18 protein-coding genes and 2 pseudogenes are annotated in these 22,737 nt (G+C 42.0%); all 20 read left to right on the forward strand.

All coding sequences use genetic code 11. From position 1 onward, the window contains the following. Positions 1–6: 6 nt before the first annotated feature. The 20 genes and pseudogenes from MKY54_RS09460 (at position 7) to MKY54_RS09555 (ending at position 22,710) form a co-directional block, all read left to right on the forward strand. Entirely contained in the window at positions 7–840 is an 834-nt protein-coding gene (locus tag MKY54_RS09460; RefSeq protein WP_339190285.1) for a hypothetical protein, read from the forward strand. Next, positions 833–2,680 carry an ATPase, T2SS/T4P/T4SS family gene (locus MKY54_RS09465; protein ID WP_081387195.1) on the forward strand — a complete coding sequence of 616 codons (1,848 nt, stop codon included), beginning with the start codon at positions 833–835 and terminating at the stop codon, positions 2,678–2,680. Before MKY54_RS09460 ends, MKY54_RS09465 begins: the two co-directional genes overlap by 8 nt. Further along, the gene (locus MKY54_RS09470) at positions 2,677–4,758 is read left to right on the forward strand and encodes a hypothetical protein (protein WP_076279378.1); all 2,082 of its coding nucleotides are present in this window, start codon (positions 2,677–2,679) and stop codon (positions 4,756–4,758) included. Before MKY54_RS09465 ends, MKY54_RS09470 begins: the two co-directional genes overlap by 4 nt. 13 nt (positions 4,759–4,771) lie before the next feature. Continuing rightward, positions 4,772–5,275 (forward strand): hypothetical protein, encoded by a 504-nt coding sequence (locus MKY54_RS09475; RefSeq protein WP_076219079.1) that lies wholly within the window; start codon positions 4,772–4,774, stop codon positions 5,273–5,275. A 57-nt stretch (positions 5,276–5,332) separates the two neighbouring features. Further along, on the forward strand, positions 5,333–5,854 hold the full coding sequence (locus MKY54_RS09480; RefSeq protein WP_076279377.1) for a hypothetical protein: 522 nt from the start codon (positions 5,333–5,335) through the stop codon (positions 5,852–5,854). A gap of 27 nt (positions 5,855–5,881) precedes the next feature. Beyond that, positions 5,882–6,424, forward strand: a complete 543-nt coding sequence (locus MKY54_RS09485; protein ID WP_076279376.1) for a hypothetical protein — start codon at positions 5,882–5,884, stop codon at positions 6,422–6,424. Beyond that, positions 6,421–6,783 (forward strand): hypothetical protein, encoded by a 363-nt coding sequence (locus MKY54_RS09490; protein WP_076279375.1) that lies wholly within the window; start codon positions 6,421–6,423, stop codon positions 6,781–6,783. The genes MKY54_RS09485 and MKY54_RS09490 overlap by 4 nt, the downstream gene beginning before the upstream one ends. 14 nt (positions 6,784–6,797) lie before the next feature. Continuing rightward, a complete protein-coding gene (locus MKY54_RS09495; RefSeq protein ID WP_076279374.1) occupies positions 6,798–7,349 on the forward strand; it encodes a hypothetical protein in 552 nt (183 codons plus the stop codon). Then, positions 7,336–8,316 (forward strand): hypothetical protein, encoded by a 981-nt coding sequence (locus MKY54_RS09500; protein ID WP_076279373.1) that lies wholly within the window; start codon positions 7,336–7,338, stop codon positions 8,314–8,316. The genes MKY54_RS09495 and MKY54_RS09500 overlap by 14 nt, the downstream gene beginning before the upstream one ends. A gap of 81 nt (positions 8,317–8,397) precedes the next feature. After that, entirely contained in the window at positions 8,398–9,573 is a 1,176-nt protein-coding gene (locus MKY54_RS09505) for a copper amine oxidase N-terminal domain-containing protein (RefSeq protein ID WP_081387194.1), read from the forward strand. Positions 9,574–9,669: 96 nt separating this feature from the next. Further along, entirely contained in the window at positions 9,670–12,897 is a 3,228-nt protein-coding gene (locus MKY54_RS09510) for a DUF5704 domain-containing protein (RefSeq protein WP_081387193.1), read from the forward strand. Positions 12,898–13,093: 196 nt separating this feature from the next. Next, positions 13,094–13,390, forward strand: coding sequence for a WXG100 family type VII secretion target (locus tag MKY54_RS09515; RefSeq protein WP_076104587.1), 297 nt, complete (start codon positions 13,094–13,096; stop codon positions 13,388–13,390). 108 nt (positions 13,391–13,498) lie between these two features. Further along, on the forward strand, positions 13,499–15,556 hold the full coding sequence (locus MKY54_RS09520; RefSeq protein ID WP_339190289.1) for a hypothetical protein: 2,058 nt from the start codon (positions 13,499–13,501) through the stop codon (positions 15,554–15,556). A 2-nt stretch (positions 15,557–15,558) separates the two neighbouring features. After that, a pseudogene (locus tag MKY54_RS09525) lies at positions 15,559–15,808 on the forward strand (hypothetical protein). A 264-nt stretch (positions 15,809–16,072) separates the two neighbouring features. Continuing rightward, positions 16,073–16,429, forward strand: coding sequence for a hypothetical protein (locus tag MKY54_RS09530; RefSeq protein ID WP_076309320.1), 357 nt, complete (start codon positions 16,073–16,075; stop codon positions 16,427–16,429). A gap of 188 nt (positions 16,430–16,617) precedes the next feature. Then, positions 16,618–16,899 (forward strand): hypothetical protein, encoded by a 282-nt coding sequence (locus tag MKY54_RS09535; protein ID WP_076309321.1) that lies wholly within the window; start codon positions 16,618–16,620, stop codon positions 16,897–16,899. 645 nt (positions 16,900–17,544) lie between these two features. After that, on the forward strand, positions 17,545–18,555 hold the full coding sequence (locus tag MKY54_RS09540; protein ID WP_339190291.1) for a hypothetical protein: 1,011 nt from the start codon (positions 17,545–17,547) through the stop codon (positions 18,553–18,555). 15 nt (positions 18,556–18,570) lie between these two features. Further along, a complete protein-coding gene (locus tag MKY54_RS09545; RefSeq protein ID WP_076220186.1) occupies positions 18,571–19,059 on the forward strand; it encodes a SitI3 family protein in 489 nt (162 codons plus the stop codon). A gap of 667 nt (positions 19,060–19,726) precedes the next feature. Further along, positions 19,727–20,189, forward strand: a pseudogene (locus MKY54_RS09550) (SMI1/KNR4 family protein). Between the two features lie 415 nt (positions 20,190–20,604). Beyond that, positions 20,605–22,710, forward strand: coding sequence for an EndoU domain-containing protein (locus MKY54_RS09555; protein ID WP_339190292.1), 2,106 nt, complete (start codon positions 20,605–20,607; stop codon positions 22,708–22,710). Positions 22,711–22,737 lie beyond the last annotated feature (27 nt).

Genomic DNA, 22,737 nt, shown 5'->3' on the forward strand with positions numbered 1-22,737 from the left:
GTAATTGTGCTAGTGGCTTTCTGGGGACCTGCTCAAGGGCAGGGGAGAACAACTTCGAATATGGCAGCTATTGCGGCTACCATAGCGCTAGATCATCATATCCGCGTGTTAATGACACATACGCATTTGGAGCAAGGTGTGCTTGAGCATTTGTTCTCACAGACAAGAACAACGCTTCAATCTGCGAAGACCACAGGTGGAATGGATGCGATTGAGAGATTAGTGCAGTGTGGAATGCTTACACCTGAAGGAATTAGAGATCATGCGGAGTCCATTCTTAAAGATCGGTTGGAACTGCTTAGTGGATCTATGAGTGCTGAGAAACATGAGTCAAAGCTCTTGCTTCCGCATATCTTCAAGGATTATCGCAGGTTTTATGATTTGTTATTTGTGGACCTCTCCTCCGAAGATGATCCGGAGGTCGTATCTCTGGTTATGGAACAGGCAGATTTGATTGTGGTTAACCTAAATCAGAATCAGGTAAGTCTGGATTCCTATTTTTTGAACAAAAACAAAGCTCCTGTGCCGAGTCATAAGTCAGTCCTCTATTGTATTGGGGCTTATGAGCGCAGCTCCAGGTTCAATAAAGAGAGAATTATTAAGCTGTATGAATTGAAGAAAAAAGCAGTAGGTGTTATCCCACATCATATTGGTTATATGGATGCTCAAAATGAACGGCGTTTTGTTCAGTTTCTATTGAAGGCAAGAGAAGCTAAATCCCGTTTTCTGGAGTTTAGTGAGGACGGAAACTTCACTGAGGCGGTACGACATATGGGACAGCTTATTCTCCGGATGCTGGAGATTTCTCCAGTATCGGAAGTGGATGCTGCGAATGATTAATCTGATTCTGATCTTTGTAGTCCTGATAGCTATTGGAGTGTTCCTGTACTTATGGCTGGGCAGACGTAAGGATGCTGCTCCACCTTCCGTCCAACTGAAATATGATATGAATGAAATCGTGCAGTTTCTGAGAAGGGCTTTTGAGGAGATTATAGCGGCGTCTCTTTATGAAGGTAGCCCAAGTGAGGAGGAATACAACCGTCGGAAGGCGCGGAGAAGGGAATTGCAGAAAGCGCTCCGAAGTTGCATGCACGGTGATCTTTCCGCTAAGAAATATGTGAAGCTTTATATGAAGGATCTATTAGTTCAGACCTACGGTCTGGATGAAGGAAATGTAGATAAGATTATCAGCTTCGGCCATACGAATCGATTGACTTCACAGGATTGCTTCGATATCTTGCTTTATGTTTTCAAAAAAGATCATGGTCAGAATGCATTTAATGTAATAGTAAGCAAATATAGCCTGGACACATTGCAAAAGCTGCCTGATGGATCTAAGGGGTATAAGATCACCGAAGAACAGATTCGCCATATCTATCAGTCAGAGCAGCCGAGATTGTCTATCCAGGACAAGATTGAAATTATTGTTCAGAGAGCTTATCAAATTTATAAGGGGCTCGGCGTTATTGATGAGCTTCGAGATCAGAACATCGACGGAGTTAATGGAGGAACAAGTGGCATGCCTCCTGATGTCGTGCAGACTACAGATTTTCTGGAATATACGAAGCAGCAGCATTTTATTCCACAATCCTATGATGCGGTATGGACATTCTACCGCGGAAAATCGCTTCACCTGGAATTCTTAAGTTTTGGTTCTGAGAAGGAGCTTAAGCGGGTTTGCCAAAATATCTATGGGTTTGGTAATCCTGGGCAATTAAATGAATCCAAGGGTTATATCATCAACGATATGGCTGATGGCAGCCGGGTCGTGGTTGTGCGGCCCAAAATGGCTGAAAGCTGGGCTTTTTTTGTCCGCAAATTTAACGATTCGCTCGTGGAATTGGATCAGCAGATCCAAGATCAAGGGGCACAGCTTGCGATTGATATGCTTATTTTTCTCATCTTGGGCCATCAGGTCACCGCCATCACTGGCAGACAGGGCTCGGGGAAAACAACGCTGCTTAAGGCACTGATCAAATATATTGATGCGAAGAATATCCGGATTCAGGAGACTTCCTTCGAGATCTGGGCGAGAAAAATGTATCCGGGTAAAAATATTTTATCCTTTAGAGAAACCCCCTCCGTTAGTGGGCAGGATGGGCTGGATGTGCAGAAAAAAACGGATGGCGCTGTGAATATCGTCGGTGAGGCGGCTACTCATAGTGTGGTCAGTTATGTGATTCAGGCAGCCCAGGTAGCTTCTGAATATACATTGTTTACACACCACGGCAAAACACTGCCCAATTTGGTCAGCGCTTTGCGCAACAGTCTTATTGCATCGGGAGCTTTCAGTAATGAGAAAATTGCTGAGGTTCAGGTTGTTGAGGCGCTTGGTTTCAACGTTCATCTGGTACTACGTGCTGGGAAAAGATATATCGAACGGATTACAGAGATTATTCCGGCAGATCCCCAGTTCGAATATCCTCAGAACTACAAGGATCCTGAGAATATTACGGACAAGCTGGATGCTTTTATGGATACCGTGACCGAATACTTTGGCCGGATGACAGATCGGCGTTCCTATGATTATAAGGATGTCATTGTGTGGGAAGCCGGAGAATACGTGACCAAGCATCCGATCAGCAGCCGTAAAATCGATGAAATGCGCAAAAATATGGATGAAGAGGATGCACTAGAATTCGCTGCATTTCTTGAGAAGTATTGGGGGCAATCCGCATGAATCTGCAAAACCTATTATTGATTATTTTGGGAACCTCGGGAGTGCTACTGGTTGTCCTGCTTGTGCTGCTTAACATAGTGCAGCGTAAATTGAAGGGAACACAATATCAAGAGCAAAGGCGGCTAAAGGCTCTCCTGCCAACGAGAACAAAGGAAAAAAGATGGTTGGAGCAGGCCCATAAAACTTATCCGGTACTTGATGAACTGCCATTAGTGAAGAAACTTCTTCACCGGATGCGCTCGCGTCTGACCTTGGTTCATGCAGGCAATGAAATCATGATCAGAAGTCGCGCGGCTGCGCTGACGCTAATGATTGTTGCTTGTATTCTGATCATTTCGTTGAGTTCATTCCTCTGGACTTCATCGTGGGTAAGCCGTGCGACTATTATGCTAGTCTCAGTTTATCTTGGAGGTGTCCTTAGTGATCTCTTCATTGGGCGTTTAGTAAAGCAGATGTTATATGACCAATCGTCCATGATTCTGGATATTCGCCATGAATATCATCAGACACATATGGTGCAAGTCAGCTTGGAGAATTCTGCGGAACGTTCGAAACCAATGGTAGCCGTGCATGCCCGGCAGATTGCCGGGATTCTGGCAGCGGTGGACCCGGAAGATGAACTACAGAAATATTATGAGATTGCACCTAACCGTTATATGAAGCAACTAGCTGGGGTGAGTTACAAAATAGGTGAATATGGCGATGCGGATATCCATAAAGGGGAGCGTTCGATTTATCTATCGATGCTTGGCAATATCAGAGAAGAGATTCATATGGATATTAATCGGCGTGAACGAATCGATCGTTTGTTATATGGTATCGTTTTTGTAGCCATTTCACCCGTATTCATGCTGGATCCAATCCGCAATTGGGCGGAGGGAATGTTTCCTATTGTATCTAATTACTACAATTCGGCCTGGGGGTTATATTCTTTAATCTTACTTTATATCACGTTCATAATATCGTTTATTGCCTTGCGGATTCTCAAGGGTGTGGATGAAGATACACAATCTATCAAAGATGAGGGTAAGTGGTTAAAACGGATTCTGAAGAAAAAATGGATCTTTAAATTGGTGGATCGAATCACGCCGGCAGAACATGAGCCTCTTCATTTCAAGGTAGCCGGCAAATTGAAGGATGCTAACTCCGGATTGTCGCAACAGGCCTTCTTTTTGCAGAAAACATTAGCGGCAGTAGTTATCTTTATGCTGATCGTATCGCTTCAATTTTCCATCCATGCCAATATCAAGCACAACATTTTGCACCCCAATAAGCAGATTACAACAGGGGGCAATCAGACAGAATCTCAGAAGCTGCTGAGCGAGGAACGGTACGCTTTTGAGCAGACTTTAATTGGAGAACTGGTAGCGAAGGATATTACACCGGATCAGATGTTGCCCTACATTCAGGAGAAAGCGGAGAATAAGTCTTTCCTTCAGAACAATCTGAACCAGAATGCCTATGCTGCACAGTTAATGAACAGGGTAGAGCAATATCATGAGGAGTACTACAAATGGTATGAACTTTTGCTGGCTTTTGGGCTGGCGGTGGCAGGGTTTTATCTTCCGGATGCTTACTTAATCATTCGTACTCAGCTGCGAAAGTGGGAAATGCAGAATGAGGTGGATGGCTTCAATACACTTTCCATGATGCTGTCTCAATTTCCAAATATCAGCGTGTACGAAATGATAGAGTGGCTGCATCGTTACAGCTATATTTTTGAGCGGCAGCTGCTGCGCTGCATGCTGGATTATGAGGCTGGAGGCTGGAGTGCCATTGAGAATCTGAAGGAGGACGCACGTTTCGTTCCCCTCGAACGGCTCGCAGACCGCTTGCAGGTTGCAGCCGATCTGATCCCAGTGAAGAAGGCGTTTGATGATATGGATGCGGAGAGGGCATTCGCGATGGATCAACGCAAGGAGCACTATGAGAAGGTCATCAGCAGGAAAAGTACACTGGGTAAAATGTTTGGGTTCTTGCCGATGCAGGCAACGTTCACCTTATATTTACTGCTTCCCTTCGTCTATATGGCCTTCCAGCAGCTGGGTGACCTGACTGTTGTAACTGGCAAAATGTGAAGGAGATACAGGCATGGAGAATATAGCAAGCTTTTTGAAAACAACAATATCGATTCTGATCACACTGGCCATTATATCATCCGGTCTGTTCTTGTGGGGGAAGACACAGCCAGTTGTCGAATTGGCGAATAGCCAGGCGGCGGCACAGGCCAGGGAGCTTTCGGAGCAGCAATATTCCGCATTTGACAATCAGATTGTCAGCGGCTCCCAGATTCTCACAGCTTATCGGAGGTACGAGTCGCAGCAAGGCTTCTGCCTATACGTTGAGAAACCATATGCTAATGGTCAGAATGAGGCAGAAAGAAGATTTAGCATGAATCCAAGTGGAGAAGGTTATTGCCGTGCGTTTGATTATTCCGGAGCGAAGTTCAAGGAGGGAAGCGAAAGTGGTGTAGATGAAGAAGAAATCTCGAATGCTTCAGGACAATATTATATCAGTCCACAAGCTAGATATAGGGCGAGGCTGATAAAAGATAATAATGAGCGCATTGCAGCTATTTTTTTCGTAGCGGAGTAGATGCGTTAAGAGCAATAAAATAAAAATTAGCTCCAAATAAGGTGAGGAGGAAACATCATGGAGAATATCTCGACCGGACTTAAATGGGTGATTGGCATTATTGTTACCATTCTGATTATTGCCGCAGGTGTAAGTATTTATCTGGTTATCAACAACTACTTCATCCGCGCACAGGAACAGACTCTGGCCCAGACCCAGATGATTAATCAAGCGGAATTCAACAGCTATGATAACAAGGATGTATCCGGCCAGGATGTGATTAATGCGGCAATGCGGTATAAGGGACGTCCGCAGTTCGCGATTAAGATTAAAACAGGGGAAAATACAGAAGGGTTCTACGCGCAGAATACTTATGGGGCTAGCTACGAAGAACCTAAAGACACTACTAATCCGGTAGTTGATTTATCTACTACTAGTAATCTTCAAGGTGATGTCAGTGTTTCGACGATGCTTGATCAGACAAATTCAGATTCATATAACAGTGATAATTATTTAGTAAATACACTCTCCGTCTTTAAAGCGGTTGTTTATAAGGACAGCAATGAGGAGGTTCGCTTAATAGTTTTTACCCAGAAATAAAAACGATATAGAAAAGGGTGGGTATAGATGGAGAATATTTCTACGGGACTTAAATGGGTGATTGGCATTATTGTCACCATTCTGATTATTGCCGCAGGTGTCAGTATATATCTTGTCATTAATAATTATTTCATCCGTGCCCAGGAGCAGACCTTGGCCCAGACTCAGATGATCAATCAAGCGGAGTTCAATTCTTATGATAACAAGGATGTATCTGGTCAGGATGTTATTAACGCGGCAATGAGATATAAGGGACGTCCGCAATTTTCCATTCTGATAAAGACTGGAGTAAATAAAACTGGTTTTTATGCGAAAAACACATATGAAACTTATTATGAGCCTGCGAAAGCGGCCAGTGGCGGAAACCCGGCATCAGAGCTTGATCTTGGAGACAAGAACAGTGGTGCTGATAACTTTAGTGTATCAGCAATGCTCGACCAGAGCTCTAACCAAGATAACAGTAAAAACTGTAATGTCAATACGCTTTCTATTTTTAGAGCTACCTTACATAAGGACAAAAATGATGAGGTTCGAATTATTGAATTTAATCAGAATCCGGATCATAAATGAAAACTAGCACTCAATTTCTACTAACCCTCTTTGCTTGGATCTTGTTTGCTGTCGGCGGATTTACGTTTTTGCGGCTGGAGATGGAGAGTTCTGTTCCAAACAGGCACTATGAGCTGCCGACAGTTGCATCGGCACCTTACAAAGGGATAGGTGATTTGAACAAAATTAGCGGTGAGCAGGTCATTGGTATGATCTCTCCAGCACTGGAGGGGGAATATATTTTATATATCGATGGCATTGCAATTAATGAGGAAACGGACCTTACAGCAGTGGATTTGCGTGGAGTGCCTGATGCTGCTTATCAGTTAAGAGTCACGCGAACCGATGAGATGATTACGCAAATCTCCGCCACCCGCTAGAAAGGAGGAGCCGCATGGCAGACGCGCTGAAAGGTGTAATTATTATTATTTTGCTGGCATTTGTGTTCGGAGTCTATCCGGCATTCCGTCAATCCGAAGTTGTAGAAAGGAATACTAAGCTCGCCGCCAATGCGGCTGTGGTGGAATTCGTGGATACCGTTCGTGCTAAAGGATACTTGGATACTTCCGATTATGAGCTGTTTCTTCATTCGTTGGATGCTTCATATGGTGTTTTCAAAGTGCAAATGGAGTATTACAAAAAGAATTTACAGCCCTTATATACGAATCCTGATGATTATTCTACATTCCAGAACAGCTTTAGTGTCCGATATGACGGATATTTCAGCAAGGATATTTTGGAAATCTTATATCCGCATTCAGGAACTTTACTGGCTGCAGATGATCCAGGTAGAAGGTTTACCATGCATGTAGGCGATCTGTTCAATGTCCGGTTAGAATCTGAAGGGACGACACTTGCCTCACGGATGCGATCGCTCTTGTTTCATAGTGAAATGATTCCGGTCAATTTGAAGTATGGGGGGATGGTCCGAAGTGAAGCCCCTTAGTGTTGTGCTTGTTTTTCTAATTCTGGTCATTCCTCTTGTTCTTATGGGCGACACTCGAGAAGATCTTCAGGTCTTCAATCAGGACATGTATAAACGCTATTCGGATGATTTTCAAGCCGCAGTGGATGATGCTGGTGATTATCTGTCACGACTGGAACAGCAGCCTACTACCACAGCAGTGCACTATGGGCGGGAACGCCAACTGCAACTGGATCAGGATGTGCTAAGTGTTTTTTACAGTGATTTAGCTTTGAAATTTGGGCTGGAGAACAACCAGACTGAAATGAACAATTTAAAAATGCATATACCCGCACTGGTGATGTTTGGATATAGCGGCTATACGTTGGTTACTTTGGACGACACGGCTAGTAATAGCGGGAAGGATGAACTTAAGCCTGTGAGTTGGCCTGAGCGTCCATATTATTACAAGCTTCAGAACGGCAATTTGCTTTATTTCACTTTGGACGATAATGCGCGGGTGTATGATACTACCTCTAATGAATTCTATGAGGGGGAGTATACAACCCTAGCGGCTGAGACCAATCTTAATCCTCTGACCTCTATAGAACTATTTCACGAAATCCGGCAGAGTACGATCACATCACTCGTTGAAAAAGACTTGGCAACAGCCATTAACAGACATTTGGAGCTAGTGAAACGAATGGGCTTGTCGATTCAGTTCACCCTTCCCCGCGGCTTGCAGGAGCAATCCATACAGGATGTAGGGATTATGGCTTTTATTCAAGGTTATCCACTTCCTGGGGGAGAACTGCTGGATGCATATTCCTTAGGTAGTGGGGCAGTAATGCGACGAAAGGTTCTGATAGGTACCCGGAATTCAGCAGGGAGACATATTGCTTATGGAGAAAGCTGTGTACCCCCGGGGGTTACTGTTATAGAAAGTCTGTTCGATCCAGAGGAGGCTGCGCGAAAAGGGTATTTTATTGAGGATTGTGCGGTTAGGTGATAGATGTGGGAGTAAAAGATTTGGTATGGAGAAATAGGGTCATCGGATTAAAAAAAAGTTTCATTGTGGAGGAGTGAGAACATGAGGAATTTTAAGTTTAATAGTCTATCAGCAATTATTAGATCAAAGAAGGCAAGAAGAGGCATGACTATAGTCATTTGTGTGTTCGCAAGCTTAGTGTTGTTAATTACTACAGCGGGAGCGGCAGGAACAGCTGCCAAAGCAGTGAACGTCATCATGGACGGCATTAAATATCCACTGACAAAGGGACATCCTTATTCAGAAAATGGGACGACAATGATCCCATTCCGCATGATTTCAGGAAAACTCGGCACACAAGCTAACTGGAATGCAGCAAACAAAACGTTAACTCTGCAGCAAAAAGAAAACAAAATTGTACTGACAGTAGGTTCTTCTTTTGCGAAAGTGAACGGGCAACCAGTAGCGCTTGGTGCTATGGTTGTACAAAAAGATGGAATGACGATGATTCCATTAACCGTTGTCTCTGATCTGTTATCCGCAGAAGTGGAGGTGGACGAATTTTCTCAAAGTGTGCACATTCACACGCCGGGTAAAGATTTAGGGGAACTTGATTATTTTGGAAGGAAAATACGTACGACAAACCTACCTAAGAACTATAAAGATTATCCATATATTCTGGAAGACATCCCGAATGAAATGTACGAAATGAGGCATACCATAAACTACTCTGCTGGGAATGCTGAGACTGGAGCGCAGGTGTTTAGCAAAAAAGAGTTAACGAGTGAAGATATGGCCAAAATCATTAAACGTATGAAAATTGGGTTTGATCTACGGTTGAATGTGGATTATAAAACGATTAATCCGGCAAGTTATGCGAAAGAATCCTTTAAGTACGAGAATCAATCGTCTTCTATCCGGGAAAAGGAAATTGAAGAATATGCCGAATGGGTGAAGAAAAATAAGATTCAAATTGAAGGGGCAATTGACCCTGAATCGTCCGTGTTGTATTACCCAGGAACCGGGGATTACCGCGTTCGATCCATGTTCCGATTCAGAATTAATAGTTTTACAGAGTATAAGGACTTATTTAATGACGTATACTTCAAACTTGCTGAATTCAGACTTCACGAGAAATTAAAAAAAGGGGTCTGGTATGAGGGTTATGCTGATTTAAGTATCTCTACGAATTACTATAATCCTATAGTAGGTGAGCATTTTAATATAGATGCACTCTCAAGCTTGTTTGAAAACACCACCCTTCATGAAGTGAAGTGATGAAAGATGCGGCGTAAATGCCTCGGTTGTCTATTGTTAATTCTAATAAATTCTTTATTGTTTTCTCCTTTTATAAGTCTTGTAGAGGCTGCCTTTATGGCCAAGTTTAAAGATGGGGCATTTCTTTATACAACAACTTCCAATGAAGCCTCTTCGAGTATAAGATTCCAGACGGTAGGTTGGTATATTCATACCCAACCAACGTGTGCATCCTCTGGAGCCTATGGAGGTGAAGTGCAATGCGACCCTACCTCATTGCCTTCTAATCAACGTATTAAATTACAAGATAATGGCGGAGGGCATGTGAAATCAGAAACTATTGTAGATGGGATAGTGACTACAAACTTCGAATGGACTAAAGCAGAAGTGCTCGCCGCTATTGGACAAGCTAAGGCGGAACAAGTCATCTCTGAAGGCACTCCATTATACGCTAGCGCCATAATGCGAGTAGTGACGGGGTCCAGAACGAACCCAATCCAAGTTTCCGGACCCTATCATACGTTGTATGATATTAAACACGCAGAGAGTTGGGCTCATCCAGAAGATTTGAGACAATATTTCGATGTCACAGTTCCCTTTCAGGGGGAAAATTATCCGGTTAATATGATTCTTAAACTTTCGAACGGAATCGTGGTGAGCGATCAATTAATTGGTAATTATAAGGCTGGTTATAACATTGTAAAGTCTTTTCCCCTGACCGTTCAATACGAGGGAGAGGAATATCAAATTAACCAATCTTGGCTTTCTCCGATTCTGAGGCCAAGCGATCAATTATATATTCAAAGCAAAGCTTCGAATGATCCCAGCTTAGTTCAGCGTAATTTTAAGGTTTATGTAGGTGGAGTCAAAATGGTGGCCAGTTACAAAAAAGTTGGTAGCCCTCCCACCGAGGGAGAAGGCTCAGGCGAATGTAAGTATACTATTGATCCACCAAACAAGATCGCTGCTCCGCAAACGTCATTTATGGAACCGGATGCGAACGGGGCAATTCTAGGTGATGATACAGCAAATGGACGCCATTTTGATGCACCGGTGGGAATCCCCACCTCTGAGAATTTATTTTCCAATGTGTGGGGAAAGAACTATTTGTTTGAACATACCTTCGCCAATATGGCAGGTCAGATTCGTTATTCCTGCAGTGTTAAAGTTACATATCCGACGAAGTGGGAGGAAGCGCAGCCGAATCTTCCAGGACCAAATGGAACATCGATTCCTCAAGCTCCGCTTCCTAAAACAGGGAAATTTGATAAGACCTATACCTTTGACTTGACTCCAAAAGAATATGCGTACTGGCAGGTAGATCAGTTAGCTGTTTATCAAATCGATCGTGCCCAGATGGAGAACTATGCGCTGCCTGGAGGAGAAGTCACTCTATATCCTAATAATTATGGTTCGCCGACGCTTGAGCTTACCAATAGTACAGAAGTAGAAGACCATGTTGTTCCCCAAGATACGGGAGGGATAGAATTCAAGCCAGAAGTGGTAGATGGTGGAGACCACGAACCGGGTCCTGAAGATGTTGAGGATACAGACGTGCTCACAGACCTTGCGGAAATGCAGACCAAAGATCCTGAGGTGCAGAATGACCGACTAGTATTTAACGGGGAAACGATTATGGATGATACCGTTGCTAACAAGACCGGGCCTACCCCAGGGAGGATTCCTGATCCGCAAATCATCGGAGACGAGGTGCTTTACGAGGGCCAGTTGATGATCAATAGCGGTTTACTCAATCGGCAGAATACAACCAGCACGGGTACCATTTATTATACAATGCTGTCGGAGAACGTAGAGGGAAACGGAGATCAGGAATTTTTGATCTCTCCGATTAACTCCGTTACCGTGCACACACCGGTCGTCAACTACTCGCTACTTCCAGACGATAACCGCCCATTCGATCAACGTATGACACCGGATATGACTAGGGCGGTGCTGATCTTGGATCGGCCGTTCACCATACATTTTACGGAGAGTGGCCAGCATCTCAATATCCCTGGGTACGGCAACCGGGATTATGCCAAATACACGAAAAACAAGCGGATTCAATTTCCGTTTGGTGTGTTTCAAGGCAGCCAGTATTACCCAGAGAATACCTGGATCTACATCCCTGTTGGAACACCGTCCATGACCTTTACTATGCCAACCTGGGTGAATGAAGGCGACTATACCATTTATACGCAGTCTTGGGCTATAAACGCCCCGTCAGATGGATTGGATCTTTGTGAGGAGAACTTGAACGGTAATTTGACGAATTACTGCGCTTCGGAGAGTTTTAATATTGGGGTCGTCGGTCGACTGTTCGATTTTCGGATTTGGGACATCGGTGATTTTCGGTTTGAAAAGGTGTTTCGAACTGGCGTGGGGACACTTGAGCATAGCAACACGATGTACTATACAGGAGGGAATGATGAGAATGGCATACCGACCGCTTTAAGCGGACAACCACAGTGGCAGCTGCCGATCCGCAAGGGTTCTCATCCTACGGAGCAACGGACGGTACCGCATAACGGCTATTCCTTCTTGTTTGACTTCCGGACCATCGGGAACCTGTGGCAGCCGGGCGAGGGTATCCGGATCGAGCCAAGCTTCTATTTTATTCCGAAAAACGGAGGTACAGCGACACCTGTCGATCTGTACTATGATATCTCCGGTTCGAATAATAAAATGATCGGAGTCGGCTCTTCCAAGGATAAGCTGAGTTATTCTCGGACCTACCGCTTGGCGGATGGCTTGCGAAATATATCGAGTGGTGAATTATCGACGGCAGCAAGCTATGAGTACAATTACATACTGTCCGAGGCGGAGCGGGAAAAGACCTCTTGGCTGAAGTTCTATCAGCAATATACAAAGCGCAAAACTAAAATCGCTACAGGCTATAACCTAGAGCTTCTACCTTATAAATCGAGAACCTTAGTAGGTCCGACCGATATCCCTAATGGAGTGAATCCGATAGCGGCGGTTCGGAGCGTTCAACACTGGTACGGAGAATACAACCTGCCGATAGCCCCTTACATCCTGCCTAAAGGAACAGACATTGTCACCCTGGCGAATCATTATGGAGGGGCACTAGATGGGCATGAGCAGGAGTTTATCACTGGCGGCTATATCCTGGTAAATTTCGAAATTTATACGGTTAAAAATGGGGATGCCGACACTCGTATTTTAGGCTACAAGGCACCTATTGCTAACATGTGGGCGATTGAAGGTCAGATGACTGGGAGCACAGATGAAATGGGGCAAACGTTCTCTTTTTCCTCTGGGGATATCATTCTGTTTGAATCAGATTACTCTGTACGAAATGATTATCAGGGGCAGGCAAAATAAACTTTAGAAAAAAATAACTTAAATGTTTTATTTATCTTTAAATGGATTTAAATATAAACTTTATATCATTGAAGACCGATAATTATATAAAGGAAACCGGAGCTATAATAATGAATTTGAAAGATCTTTTGGGGTGTTAAAAAGTATTTTTTAAGTTCATTTTTATATAAAAAATCATTTAAAGGAGAGGTTAATAATGGCAGAAAAAGTTACATTGAGTTACGAAGGATTAGCAGGGCAGGCAAGTACAGTTTTGAAACAAAAACTAGAGTACGATGCATTAATGAAAAAGATTATGACGACTGCAACGAATCTGAATAGTATTTGGGAGGATGCAGCAGCTAGAGACTTTGCTGAAAAGGTAAAAAGTATGCAGAAAACTTTCGATGCATTTGGTAAAGCGCTTGAGGATATTGGAACTCATATGAATAATGTATCTAAGAGTTATTCGCAATTATCTAGAGATATTAAGACTTCTCAAAAAGGTTTCTAGGAATCTTTAATATGATTTAGACAGCAAGAGCTCTAATACATAAGAATTCAATTAGCTATGCAGAGTGCTGCATAGCTAATTTTATTAGAAGCAAGCAGGGGGAATCACATGGCGTCAACGAAGCTTACATTTAACGTAGATGAAGTCGAGCGCCTGCAGACGAAAATAAGACAGGTAAGCCAGGACACCAACCGGCTGTACCTCCAGTTCAAAGGTCAAGCTAGTAACTGGAGTGGCGTCCCATTAGGATCAAACCAGGTGCAGGCGCAGATAATCATCAACGAACTGACGGTAGAAGCGGAAAAATTGGAAGACATCATTCGAGGCGCGATAAAAGGTGTTCAAGGCGCACAGGATGAGAATAAGCGGCAGGCAAATCAACTTTTTCAGCAGCTCGGTGTTCTTGAGGGGATGTTCGAAAGGTTTGGGAGCGGAAGTGCAATTGGGCAGTCTTCAATTCCGACGACGGCTCAGAAAGCGGTCACGAATCTGATCACCACAATTGCTACTCTGATGGGTTGGGATGAGTTGAATAGTGATCCTATGGTGCAGAAGCTCCAGGCAACTGTTAAAAAGTCAGGATTGGAAACGATCGACTCCATAGCCGCGCAAAGTAAACTGAAGGATATCTACCTGGCGCGGGATCAGATCGCGAAGGCGCAGACAGCCTATGAGGTATATCAGGCGTTTGGAAATCAGACTCAAATGGACGCAATGCATAAGTTAGCGGAAGACGCACGCAAGAAGCTGAAATCCTTGGGTATAGACGAGGTCCAGTACCAGGCGGGTAAGGATCTAAGCACTTATTTTAAGAAACCAGCGGTTAAGGCATGTGATTATGATCCGTCGATTACCAGTAGAAGCATACCACTAGTGCAGAATGAAACGTATCAGTTGCTACTACGGACGGCAATGGAAAAAGGGGAGAAGGGAGCCTGGGCAAAAGGGCAACTGGAAGGCGTTCAAACCACCATGGAACAGATGATTGCTACTGGAGTAAGTTTGGGTGTACACGTGATGACAAACCAAGGTGGAAAGGCTTGGGGAGATGTTATAAAATTGACTTCATCAGTCGCCCAACTGGATTCCTATAATCTGTTTAGAAAGAATAAAACGGAGGAACAAGCAAAACCCGAGGATTCTAAAAATGCCTTTTATAAATCAATAGACAGTTTTAAAGAAATTGGAAAGGGTTTTGTAGGGACATTAAGAACTCGTGCGGATAAGGCGACAGACTCCCCCTATGACTTTTTCAACTGGTTAACATTAGGCATAACAGGAGATATTCCGGTCGGGATATATGAAGCAGCCAAAGATCGATCAGAGCATATGTTTGATTCAAAGGAGAAGTTTGCGGATTGGTTAACACTGGGAACAGTGGAGATGGCGAAAGGAGCATTTGATCCAGACGAAGCATGGTCAGCGGATCATTGGCTCAATAGTCTGGGAATGGTAACGTTGTTGTATGGTCCGGTAGAAAAATCTTTGCTTCCTACAGGAGGCGGAGGTCTAAAGCCTCCAAAAGGGTTAGATTCTGTAAAAGGTATTGAGGTACAAAAACCGTTGCCGGCATTTAGCACAAATGAAGGTTTTCAATTCAAGATAAATAATCTAGATATAGATACGCCGGCACTTCCACAGACCCCGATGCAAATCAATTTTAAGAATGAAATGGACCGGATTTTAAGAGAGAAGATGGAAGGGAAAAGTGACAGTAATCATTCAATAAAGGATGTAGAAGTGAAGGCGGTTGAGGGGACGGGGAATGCTCAGACAGGTGGGAGAGAACTTTCAGTTGATGAATATCTAAAGCGTCTTGATATTTCTGATGCAATGTATGAATCCTTTAGGAAATCGAATGTAGATGTTCAGAGTATTGCAAAAAATACAGGTATGTCCGAGAATAGAATTCAAAGAATAAAAGACCATTTATTTTTTAAAGAACATATTAAAGAACATGGTGTTGGACGCTTTGAAGCAGATTATGAAATTGCACAAGCATGGGATAGACTTCAAAAAGGGACATTTAAACAACAAGATATTGACTTATTGAATCATGAACTTTTTGAATCTAAATTTGAAGGTATTTTTAAAACAGACTATAGGACTGCACACGATAAAACAGTTGATTCTGGTCGTCCGTGGTATCCACCTGAGGAGGAGTAAATTTGGCTTCGTACGTATTGCTTCTAAAAGAACAAGAAGATGATGAATCAGTTGTTTACAGATTTGGACCAAATGAAGATGTTATGGGTAAAATTGAATTGAATAAGATAACTAAGATGTTTTCTGAGTTAGAGTCTATACCTGACCCTAGTATTCCTAGCAAATTTTATTTTGATAGAGCTGCTCAAAGACTGGTGGTTTGCTTGGTTAGAGAGGGGGAAGTTCCCAGAAAGAACTGCATTTGAATCATGATTATCCTAGTCTTCAAGTGAAGGGTTTTACAAGTTGTGGGGGCTACCCAGTTCCGAGTGAATTCTTTATTAAACCAGTAACCAGAATTGGGAAGCGAGAATCGCCGATGAGATTAAAGCATACACTATTGAAATTGAAGAGGCTAAAAGGTTAGGACTGGATAATGTTGCAGAAAAACTTCAAAAGAACTTTGAAGCTGAGCAGCAATATATTATTGATAGATATGGTCCTATAGACGAATAAATTTTATGAAGGGAATATATTATGGCCTCAATAGTTGAATTAGCAGAAGAAATTAAGGCTGATACAATAAAAAATGAAGATTTAATAGTATGCTTGGAAGCTAAGAATTTAAAGGTTGTTGCTATGGCAACGTTTAAATTGATTGAGAGAAATTACTGTGATATAGGAATTGTAGAGAGACTTGCTGAACTAGGAAAACTCCTAACAGATAGTAAGTTTATTGGACCATGGCAATTCGGACATGTTGCAATAGCTACACTATCCCTTTTAAGTCATAAGGATGCAAAGATTAAGTTTAACGAGCTTTTTGAGGGACTTAGTGAGTCTGATAAATTTTTAGTGGATAATTTTATTAAATCAGAATCTTATAAAGCTTAGGGAATATGTTTAGAATTGTAAGATTGGAGTTTACAATTCCAACAACCAGATCGTACAATACAAACCAAACACTAACTGATTCAAACACTTGATAAACTTTCAAAGCTCTTTCCAACTTGTTTTATGAGTAGGAATGAGCTTTTTTACATGCTCAAAATCAAAATCAAAATCAAAGGAGAAATGAGAAAATGGCAAAACAAGTACAGGCAGTAGGAAACAAAACTGCGTTTTATTACTCAGGCACAAGCAGTGTATCAGGCAATCGTAAAAGAAATGAGAGGTTAATGCCAGAAAGCACGAGAGTTACGGCATCAGGTGAGTTGAGATACTCTAGCAGTTCCGATCCGCAAGTAGCAACAGAAATAAGTAAGCTACTGGAACAGGCTAATTATTATAACCATCTAGCAGATCAGAAGGATGAACAGCCCAGATTGGAAATTCTTCATCGCATAGTTAGCTTGGAAAGTTAAGAATCTAGATTATGGGGGAATGTCCAGCAAAATGAAAAATGTGTTAGCTCGTCAATAAATGGAACTGGAAGAAACAGAACGAGAAGCTGTATTAATGGTAACCCGAGCAAAGGGGAAAATACGGGAAACGGAACAGTATTGGAATGATAACGAACAAAGTTGACAGAATTGGAGGAGAATAGAGTTGAGTAGGAAGTTTATAAAAGAAATTGAACCATTAGAGGAAATTATTAAGCCGGTAAACGAAGATGGATTTATTGAGATGAGGATGTTATTGAACTAAAGATGGAGGGCTAGACGAATGGCGCAACTAAACCCGAAAGCATTAGAAGCAAGCCATAAGTAAGAAAGAGAGTTCGGAACAGGCGGCAAATGAGTTCATACAACCAAAGAGATTTTACCGCAGTAGGACGGAACCACGAGAGCAAACAAATACGAAAGCCACAGGAGGAAATAGCATAATGACGAAACATGAAGAGTTCTTATGGGAACTGGTGATTTACGAGATCGAAACTATAGCAGAGCTAATACTGATAACCTGTGATAACTAATCGTTATCACTCAAATAGGAAGTATTTCAGTTGCAGCAGCAGCAGAGGGGCAGAGAGTAGAAATTAGAAAGGAGCAATCAGCAGCTCGGTGTTCTTGGATGCGGATAAGGCGACAGACTCCCCCTATGACTTTTTTAACTGGTTAACATTAGGGATAACAGGAGATATTCCGGTCGGGATATATGAAGCAGCCAAAGATCGATCAGAGCATATGTTTGATTCAAAAGAGAAGTTTGCGGATTGGTTAACACTGGGAACAGTGGAAATGGCGAAAGGAGCATTTAATCCAGACGAAGCATGGTCAGCGGATCATTGGCTCAATAGTCTGGGAATGGTAACGTTGTTGTATGGTCCGGTAGAAAAATCTTTGCTTCCTACAGGAGGCGGAGGTCTAAAGCCTCCAAAAGGGTTAGATTCTGTAAAAGGTATTGAGGTACAAAAACCGTTGCCGGCATTTAGCACAAATGAAGGTTTTCAATTCAAGATAAATAATCTAGATATAGATACGCCGGCACTTCCACAGACCCCGATGCAAATCAATTTTAAGAATGAAATGGACCGGATTTTAAGAGAGAAGATGGAAGGGAAGGGTGACAGTAATCATTCAATAAAGGATGTAGAAGTGAAGGCGGTTGAGGGGACGGGTAATGGAGGTTCGGGTGGTAGAACAAATCCTAGTGGTATTCTTGATCCCAATGCGAGTCCCTCTGGTACTAAAACTAAGGTGAATTACAACGATCCAGACCCAGATAACATACGAGCTTTGGAACGTGAAAATGAAGCCGCAGAGATTTTGGCTAAAAATGGATACCACGTAGAGCAAAATCCGAATGTACCGAGTACAATAAAAAATCCAGACTATAGGATTGAGGGAGAAATTTTTGACTGTTACTCTCCAAAACCAAAAACCTCTCCAAGAAATATAGGTTCAAGTATACAAGCTAAGGTAGAAGCAGGTCAGACAGATAGAGTTGTTTTAAATCTCTCTGATTGGACAGGTGATATGAACGCATTGAAGAAACAATTAGCAGATTGGCCGATTACTGGACTAAAAGAATTAATTGCAATTGATGGTAGCGGTAATGCTATTCATCTATTACCATAATAAAGGAGTGGTCAAGTGGCTATTGAGTATTCTCTCAAAACAGAACAAAAAATATCTGAATCCTGTTTATTGCAAGAACTTGTATCAATGGGCTATACAGATATTGATGCAATAGACTTTCCAAAAGGAATTAGAATTAGTCAATTTGAAAAATCACTTGGTTTGACTGTTTACTTAACGGAGTCTGGCGAATATCCGTATAACGCTTATGACACTCAGTTTTTGAGAAGTGAGTTTGTGTATGAAAGTACATTAAGTATTCGCTTTATAAACAATTTATACAATGATGAATCCATTAAGTTTGTGCTATCTCTAGTGTTCAATTTGATGAAAAACAATAATTTAAATGCTTTATTTTTATCGAATGGTGATAATGAATTATCTTTCTTTACCAAAGGACATGTATATTTGGATAATTCATCACATGTCTGGGATAATGGTTGTTTTACTGAAATTCTTAAGGGACATAGATATAGTTATTATGAGGGGAGCTTTTTAGAATAAAGAAGGCACTACCCCTTACCGAATGAATTCATCAATCAACCAATAACACTTATAACCCATGTAAACTGCCACAATGCGAGCTAGCCGCCCGTGTTGTGGCAGTTTTTTGCTCATGGCACTGTAGCGGCGGCTATTTGGTACAGACCCCACCCATTGCCGAATGAACCCATCATTCAACCAATAACACATATAACCCATGTAATACCCGTATAAAGATTTCGCCATTTCGTTTGTACGCACGTAAATGCTTTAATTTTATCACCCAAATAACGCTATTCTGTTACATAAAACAGGTCGATTATGGTCAGATACCACCATGATTGGCCTGTTTTTTGTTGTCTTCGTTTTCTTGCGGTTTTTCAAAATTTACGCAACTGTAAAATGCGCCGCCCCGATAGATAAGCTGTCTAAACCATCGCACCTTCTAGGATGGATAGCCCGACCATTAATATTGTCAGGACTTATCTGCATATTGTCCACAACGAACAACGAATGGACTACTTGCCGGGATGGTTGTCGTGAATAAACAAATCTGGTGACGACCAGTTGACATAGACAGGTAAGGAGACGTTTCGGGCTGAGGATACCCAAAGACAAGTGAATCTTTTAATTGAATTAAAACCTTTATTTCAATCATAATCATAAAGTGAAAATTGAGGGGGATAAAATGAAGGTTGATCCAAACACAATAATACTACCCTTACCAACGGAAGATCTGTTTAGAAGAAAAGAAGGATTCTGGAGAATTAAGTTACCAAATGATTTTGTTTCATTTTAGAAGTGAATAACGGTGGTAGACCAATAAATAGTAGTTTTAAATGTAATAATCATGACTATGCTATAGACAGATTTCTATGCTTATTAAAAACACCCAGAGATAATCATATGATATTGATGTAACACTAACTCAAATTGAAGATAGGCTTACCGATAATGAGGATTTGATTGGAGTTGATATTTTACCAATAGCGATTCTATTTGCTGGTGATTTTCTATGTTTAGATTTTTGTGAATCTAGAAATAATCCAAAGGTTTGTGTGTGGGATCATGAAAATTCTGGTGAACTTGATCCAATCAGCTATCATGTGGCAGACAGTTTCGAGGGATTTCTAACAATGTTATCTGAATAGAAAGCATGAAGGGCTATCAAGAAGTGTCGAATAAACCTATGATTTAACCAGTAACAACACATAAAACCCATGTAATACTTCTATAAAGATTTAGGCATTTCGTTTGTTCGTGCAGTAATGCTCGAAAAGTATAACGTAAATAACGCTATAGCGTTCAGTTAACAGGTGATTATAGGGAGCTACTACTATAATCAACCTGTTTTTTTTGCTGTCTACTTATTCGTACAGCAGTGATTAGAATTAAAAAATAAAAAGAAAGGATTTAAAGTAAAATAATGGGAAGTTACGCCGATATATAGGTTAGGTGTGCGCTCCAAATACTTAAGTTTTTAAATATGAAGTAGTACATAAAGACCTGAGGGGTCGAAAAAAGTAGTGCATTGGATGGTCTAAGTGTAAGAACTGGAGGTCATAAATGGCATTGGACAAAATGGTATTTAAAGAAGATGAAGTCGAGCGCCTGCAGACGAAAATAAGACTGGTAAGCCAAGATACTAACCGGCTGTACTTGCAGCTGAGAGGTCAGACCAATAACTGGGGTGGGATTCCGCTGGGTTCAGATTTGATACGAGCTCAGATGCTTATCAACGAACTGACGGTAGAAGCGGAAAAATTGGAAGACATCATTCGAGGCGCGATAAAAGGTGTTCAAGGCGCACAGGATGAGAATAAGCGGCAGGTAAATCAACTTTTTCAGCAGCTCGGTGTTCTTGAGGGGATGTTCGAAAGGTTTGGGAGCGGAAGTGCAATTGGGCAGTCTTCAATTCCGACGACGGCTCAGAAAGCGGTCACGAATCTGATCACCACAATTGCTACTCTGATGGGTTGGGATGAGTTGAATAGTGATCCTATGGTGCAGAAGCTCCAGGCAACTGTTAAAAAGTCAGGATTGGAAACGATCGACTCCATAGCCGCGCAAAGTAAACTGAAGGATATCTACCTGGCGCGGGATCAGATCGCAAAGGCGCAGACAGCCTATGAGGTATATCAGGCGTTTGGAAATCAGACTCAAATGGACGCAATGCATAAGTTAGCGGAAGACGCACGCAAGAAGCTGAAATCCTTGGGTATAGACGAGGTCCAGTACCAGGCGGGTAAGGATCTAAGCACTTATTTTAAGAAACCAGCGGTTAAGGCATGTGATTATGATCCGTCGATTACCAGTAGAAGCATACCACTAGTGCAGAATGAACCGTATCAGTTGCTACTACGGACGGCAATGGAAAAAGGGGAGAAGGGAGCCTGGGCAAAAGGGCAACTGGAAGGCGTTCAAACCACCATGGAACAGATGATTGCTACTGGAGTAAGTTTGGGTGTACACGTGATGACAAACCAAGGTGGAAAGGCTTGGGGAGATGTTATAAAATTGACTTCATCAGTCGCCCAACTGGATTCCTATAATCTGTTTAGAAAGAATAAAACGGAGGAACAAGCAAAACCCGAGGATTCTAAAAATGCCTTTTATAAATCGATAGACAGTTTTAAAGAGATTGGAACGGGTTTTGTAGGGACATTAAGAACTCGTGCGGATAAGGCGACAGACTCCCCCTATGACTTTTTTAACTGGTTAACATTAGGGATAACAGGAGATATTCCGGTCGGGATATATGAAGCAGCCAAAGATCGATCAGAGCATATGTTTGATTCAAAAGAGAAGTTTGCGGATTGGTTGACACTGGGAACAGTGGAAATGGCGAAAGGAGCATTTAATCCAGACGAAGCATGGTCAGCGGATCATTGGCTCAATAGTCTGGGAATGGTAACGTTGTTGTATGGTCCGGTAGAAAAATCTTTGCTTCCTACAGGAGGCGGAGGTCTAAAGCCTCCAAAAGGGTTAGATTCTGTAAAAGGTATTGAGGTACAAAAACCGTTGCCGGCATTTAGCACAAATGAAGGTTTTCAATTCAAGATAAATAATCTAGATATAGATACGCCGGCACTTCCACAGACCCCGATGCAAATCAATTTCCAGAATGAAATGGACCGGATTTTAAGAGAGAAGATGGAAGGGAAAAGTGACAGTAATCATTCAATAAAGGATGTAGAAGTGAAGGCGGTTGAGGGGACGGGAAATGTTCGTTCTTCTGTAATTAGTTCAGAAATGGAAAAGAAAATATTAGATGGGCAAAGAAAACTTCCTACGAAGAATGAGCTGATCGGTGGTCATTCTCCGCAAATCAACAATGTAAATCCTAATTATGCAGTTCAAGAAATAACAGTTAATGCAGATGGAACAAGAAAAGTTAAGTTTACTACTCAATTTCCTGATGGTAATTTATCTAATATTAAAACGAGCACTTTATTCCCGGATTCATGGAGTGATTCGCAAATTATTAATGGTATAAAAGATACTGGTAATACAGCATCCATTGGAGTTCGTGCCTCGGATGGTGCAACTCTTCATAGAGGAACTGTTAATGGTGTTCAAGTTGAAGTTATTAAAATAGGTGACAATGTTGTATCGGGCTATCCAACAGGTGGGGGAGCTACACAACTTCTAAGTGGTTTTACAGCACCTTAACTTGTAATCTGATCCAAAGGAGTTTTT

This window comes from Paenibacillus sp. FSL P2-0121, from assembly GCF_037975345.1.
Lineage (GTDB): Bacteria > Bacillota > Bacilli > Paenibacillales > Paenibacillaceae > Paenibacillus_AQ > Paenibacillus_AQ odorifer.

Coding starts and splice junctions, on each gene's coding strand:
- MKY54_RS09465 (WP_081387195.1), top strand. CDS start 833: ATGATTAATCTGATTCTGATCTTTGTAGTCCTGATAGCTATTGGAGTG.
- MKY54_RS09480 (WP_076279377.1), top strand. CDS start 5,333: ATGGAGAATATCTCGACCGGACTTAAATGGGTGATTGGCATTATTGTT.
- MKY54_RS09490 (WP_076279375.1), top strand. CDS start 6,421: ATGAAAACTAGCACTCAATTTCTACTAACCCTCTTTGCTTGGATCTTG.
- MKY54_RS09515 (WP_076104587.1), top strand. CDS start 13,094: ATGGCAGAAAAAGTTACATTGAGTTACGAAGGATTAGCAGGGCAGGCA.
- MKY54_RS09535 (WP_076309321.1), top strand. CDS start 16,618: ATGGCAAAACAAGTACAGGCAGTAGGAAACAAAACTGCGTTTTATTAC.
- MKY54_RS09470 (WP_076279378.1), top strand. CDS start 2,677: ATGAATCTGCAAAACCTATTATTGATTATTTTGGGAACCTCGGGAGTG.
- MKY54_RS09520 (WP_339190289.1), top strand. CDS start 13,499: ATGGCGTCAACGAAGCTTACATTTAACGTAGATGAAGTCGAGCGCCTG.
- MKY54_RS09475 (WP_076219079.1), top strand. CDS start 4,772: ATGGAGAATATAGCAAGCTTTTTGAAAACAACAATATCGATTCTGATC.
- MKY54_RS09505 (WP_081387194.1), top strand. CDS start 8,398: ATGAGGAATTTTAAGTTTAATAGTCTATCAGCAATTATTAGATCAAAG.
- MKY54_RS09510 (WP_081387193.1), top strand. CDS start 9,670: ATGGCCAAGTTTAAAGATGGGGCATTTCTTTATACAACAACTTCCAAT.
- MKY54_RS09530 (WP_076309320.1), top strand. CDS start 16,073: ATGGCCTCAATAGTTGAATTAGCAGAAGAAATTAAGGCTGATACAATA.
- MKY54_RS09555 (WP_339190292.1), top strand. CDS start 20,605: ATGGCATTGGACAAAATGGTATTTAAAGAAGATGAAGTCGAGCGCCTG.
- MKY54_RS09485 (WP_076279376.1), top strand. CDS start 5,882: ATGGAGAATATTTCTACGGGACTTAAATGGGTGATTGGCATTATTGTC.
- MKY54_RS09495 (WP_076279374.1), top strand. CDS start 6,798: ATGGCAGACGCGCTGAAAGGTGTAATTATTATTATTTTGCTGGCATTT.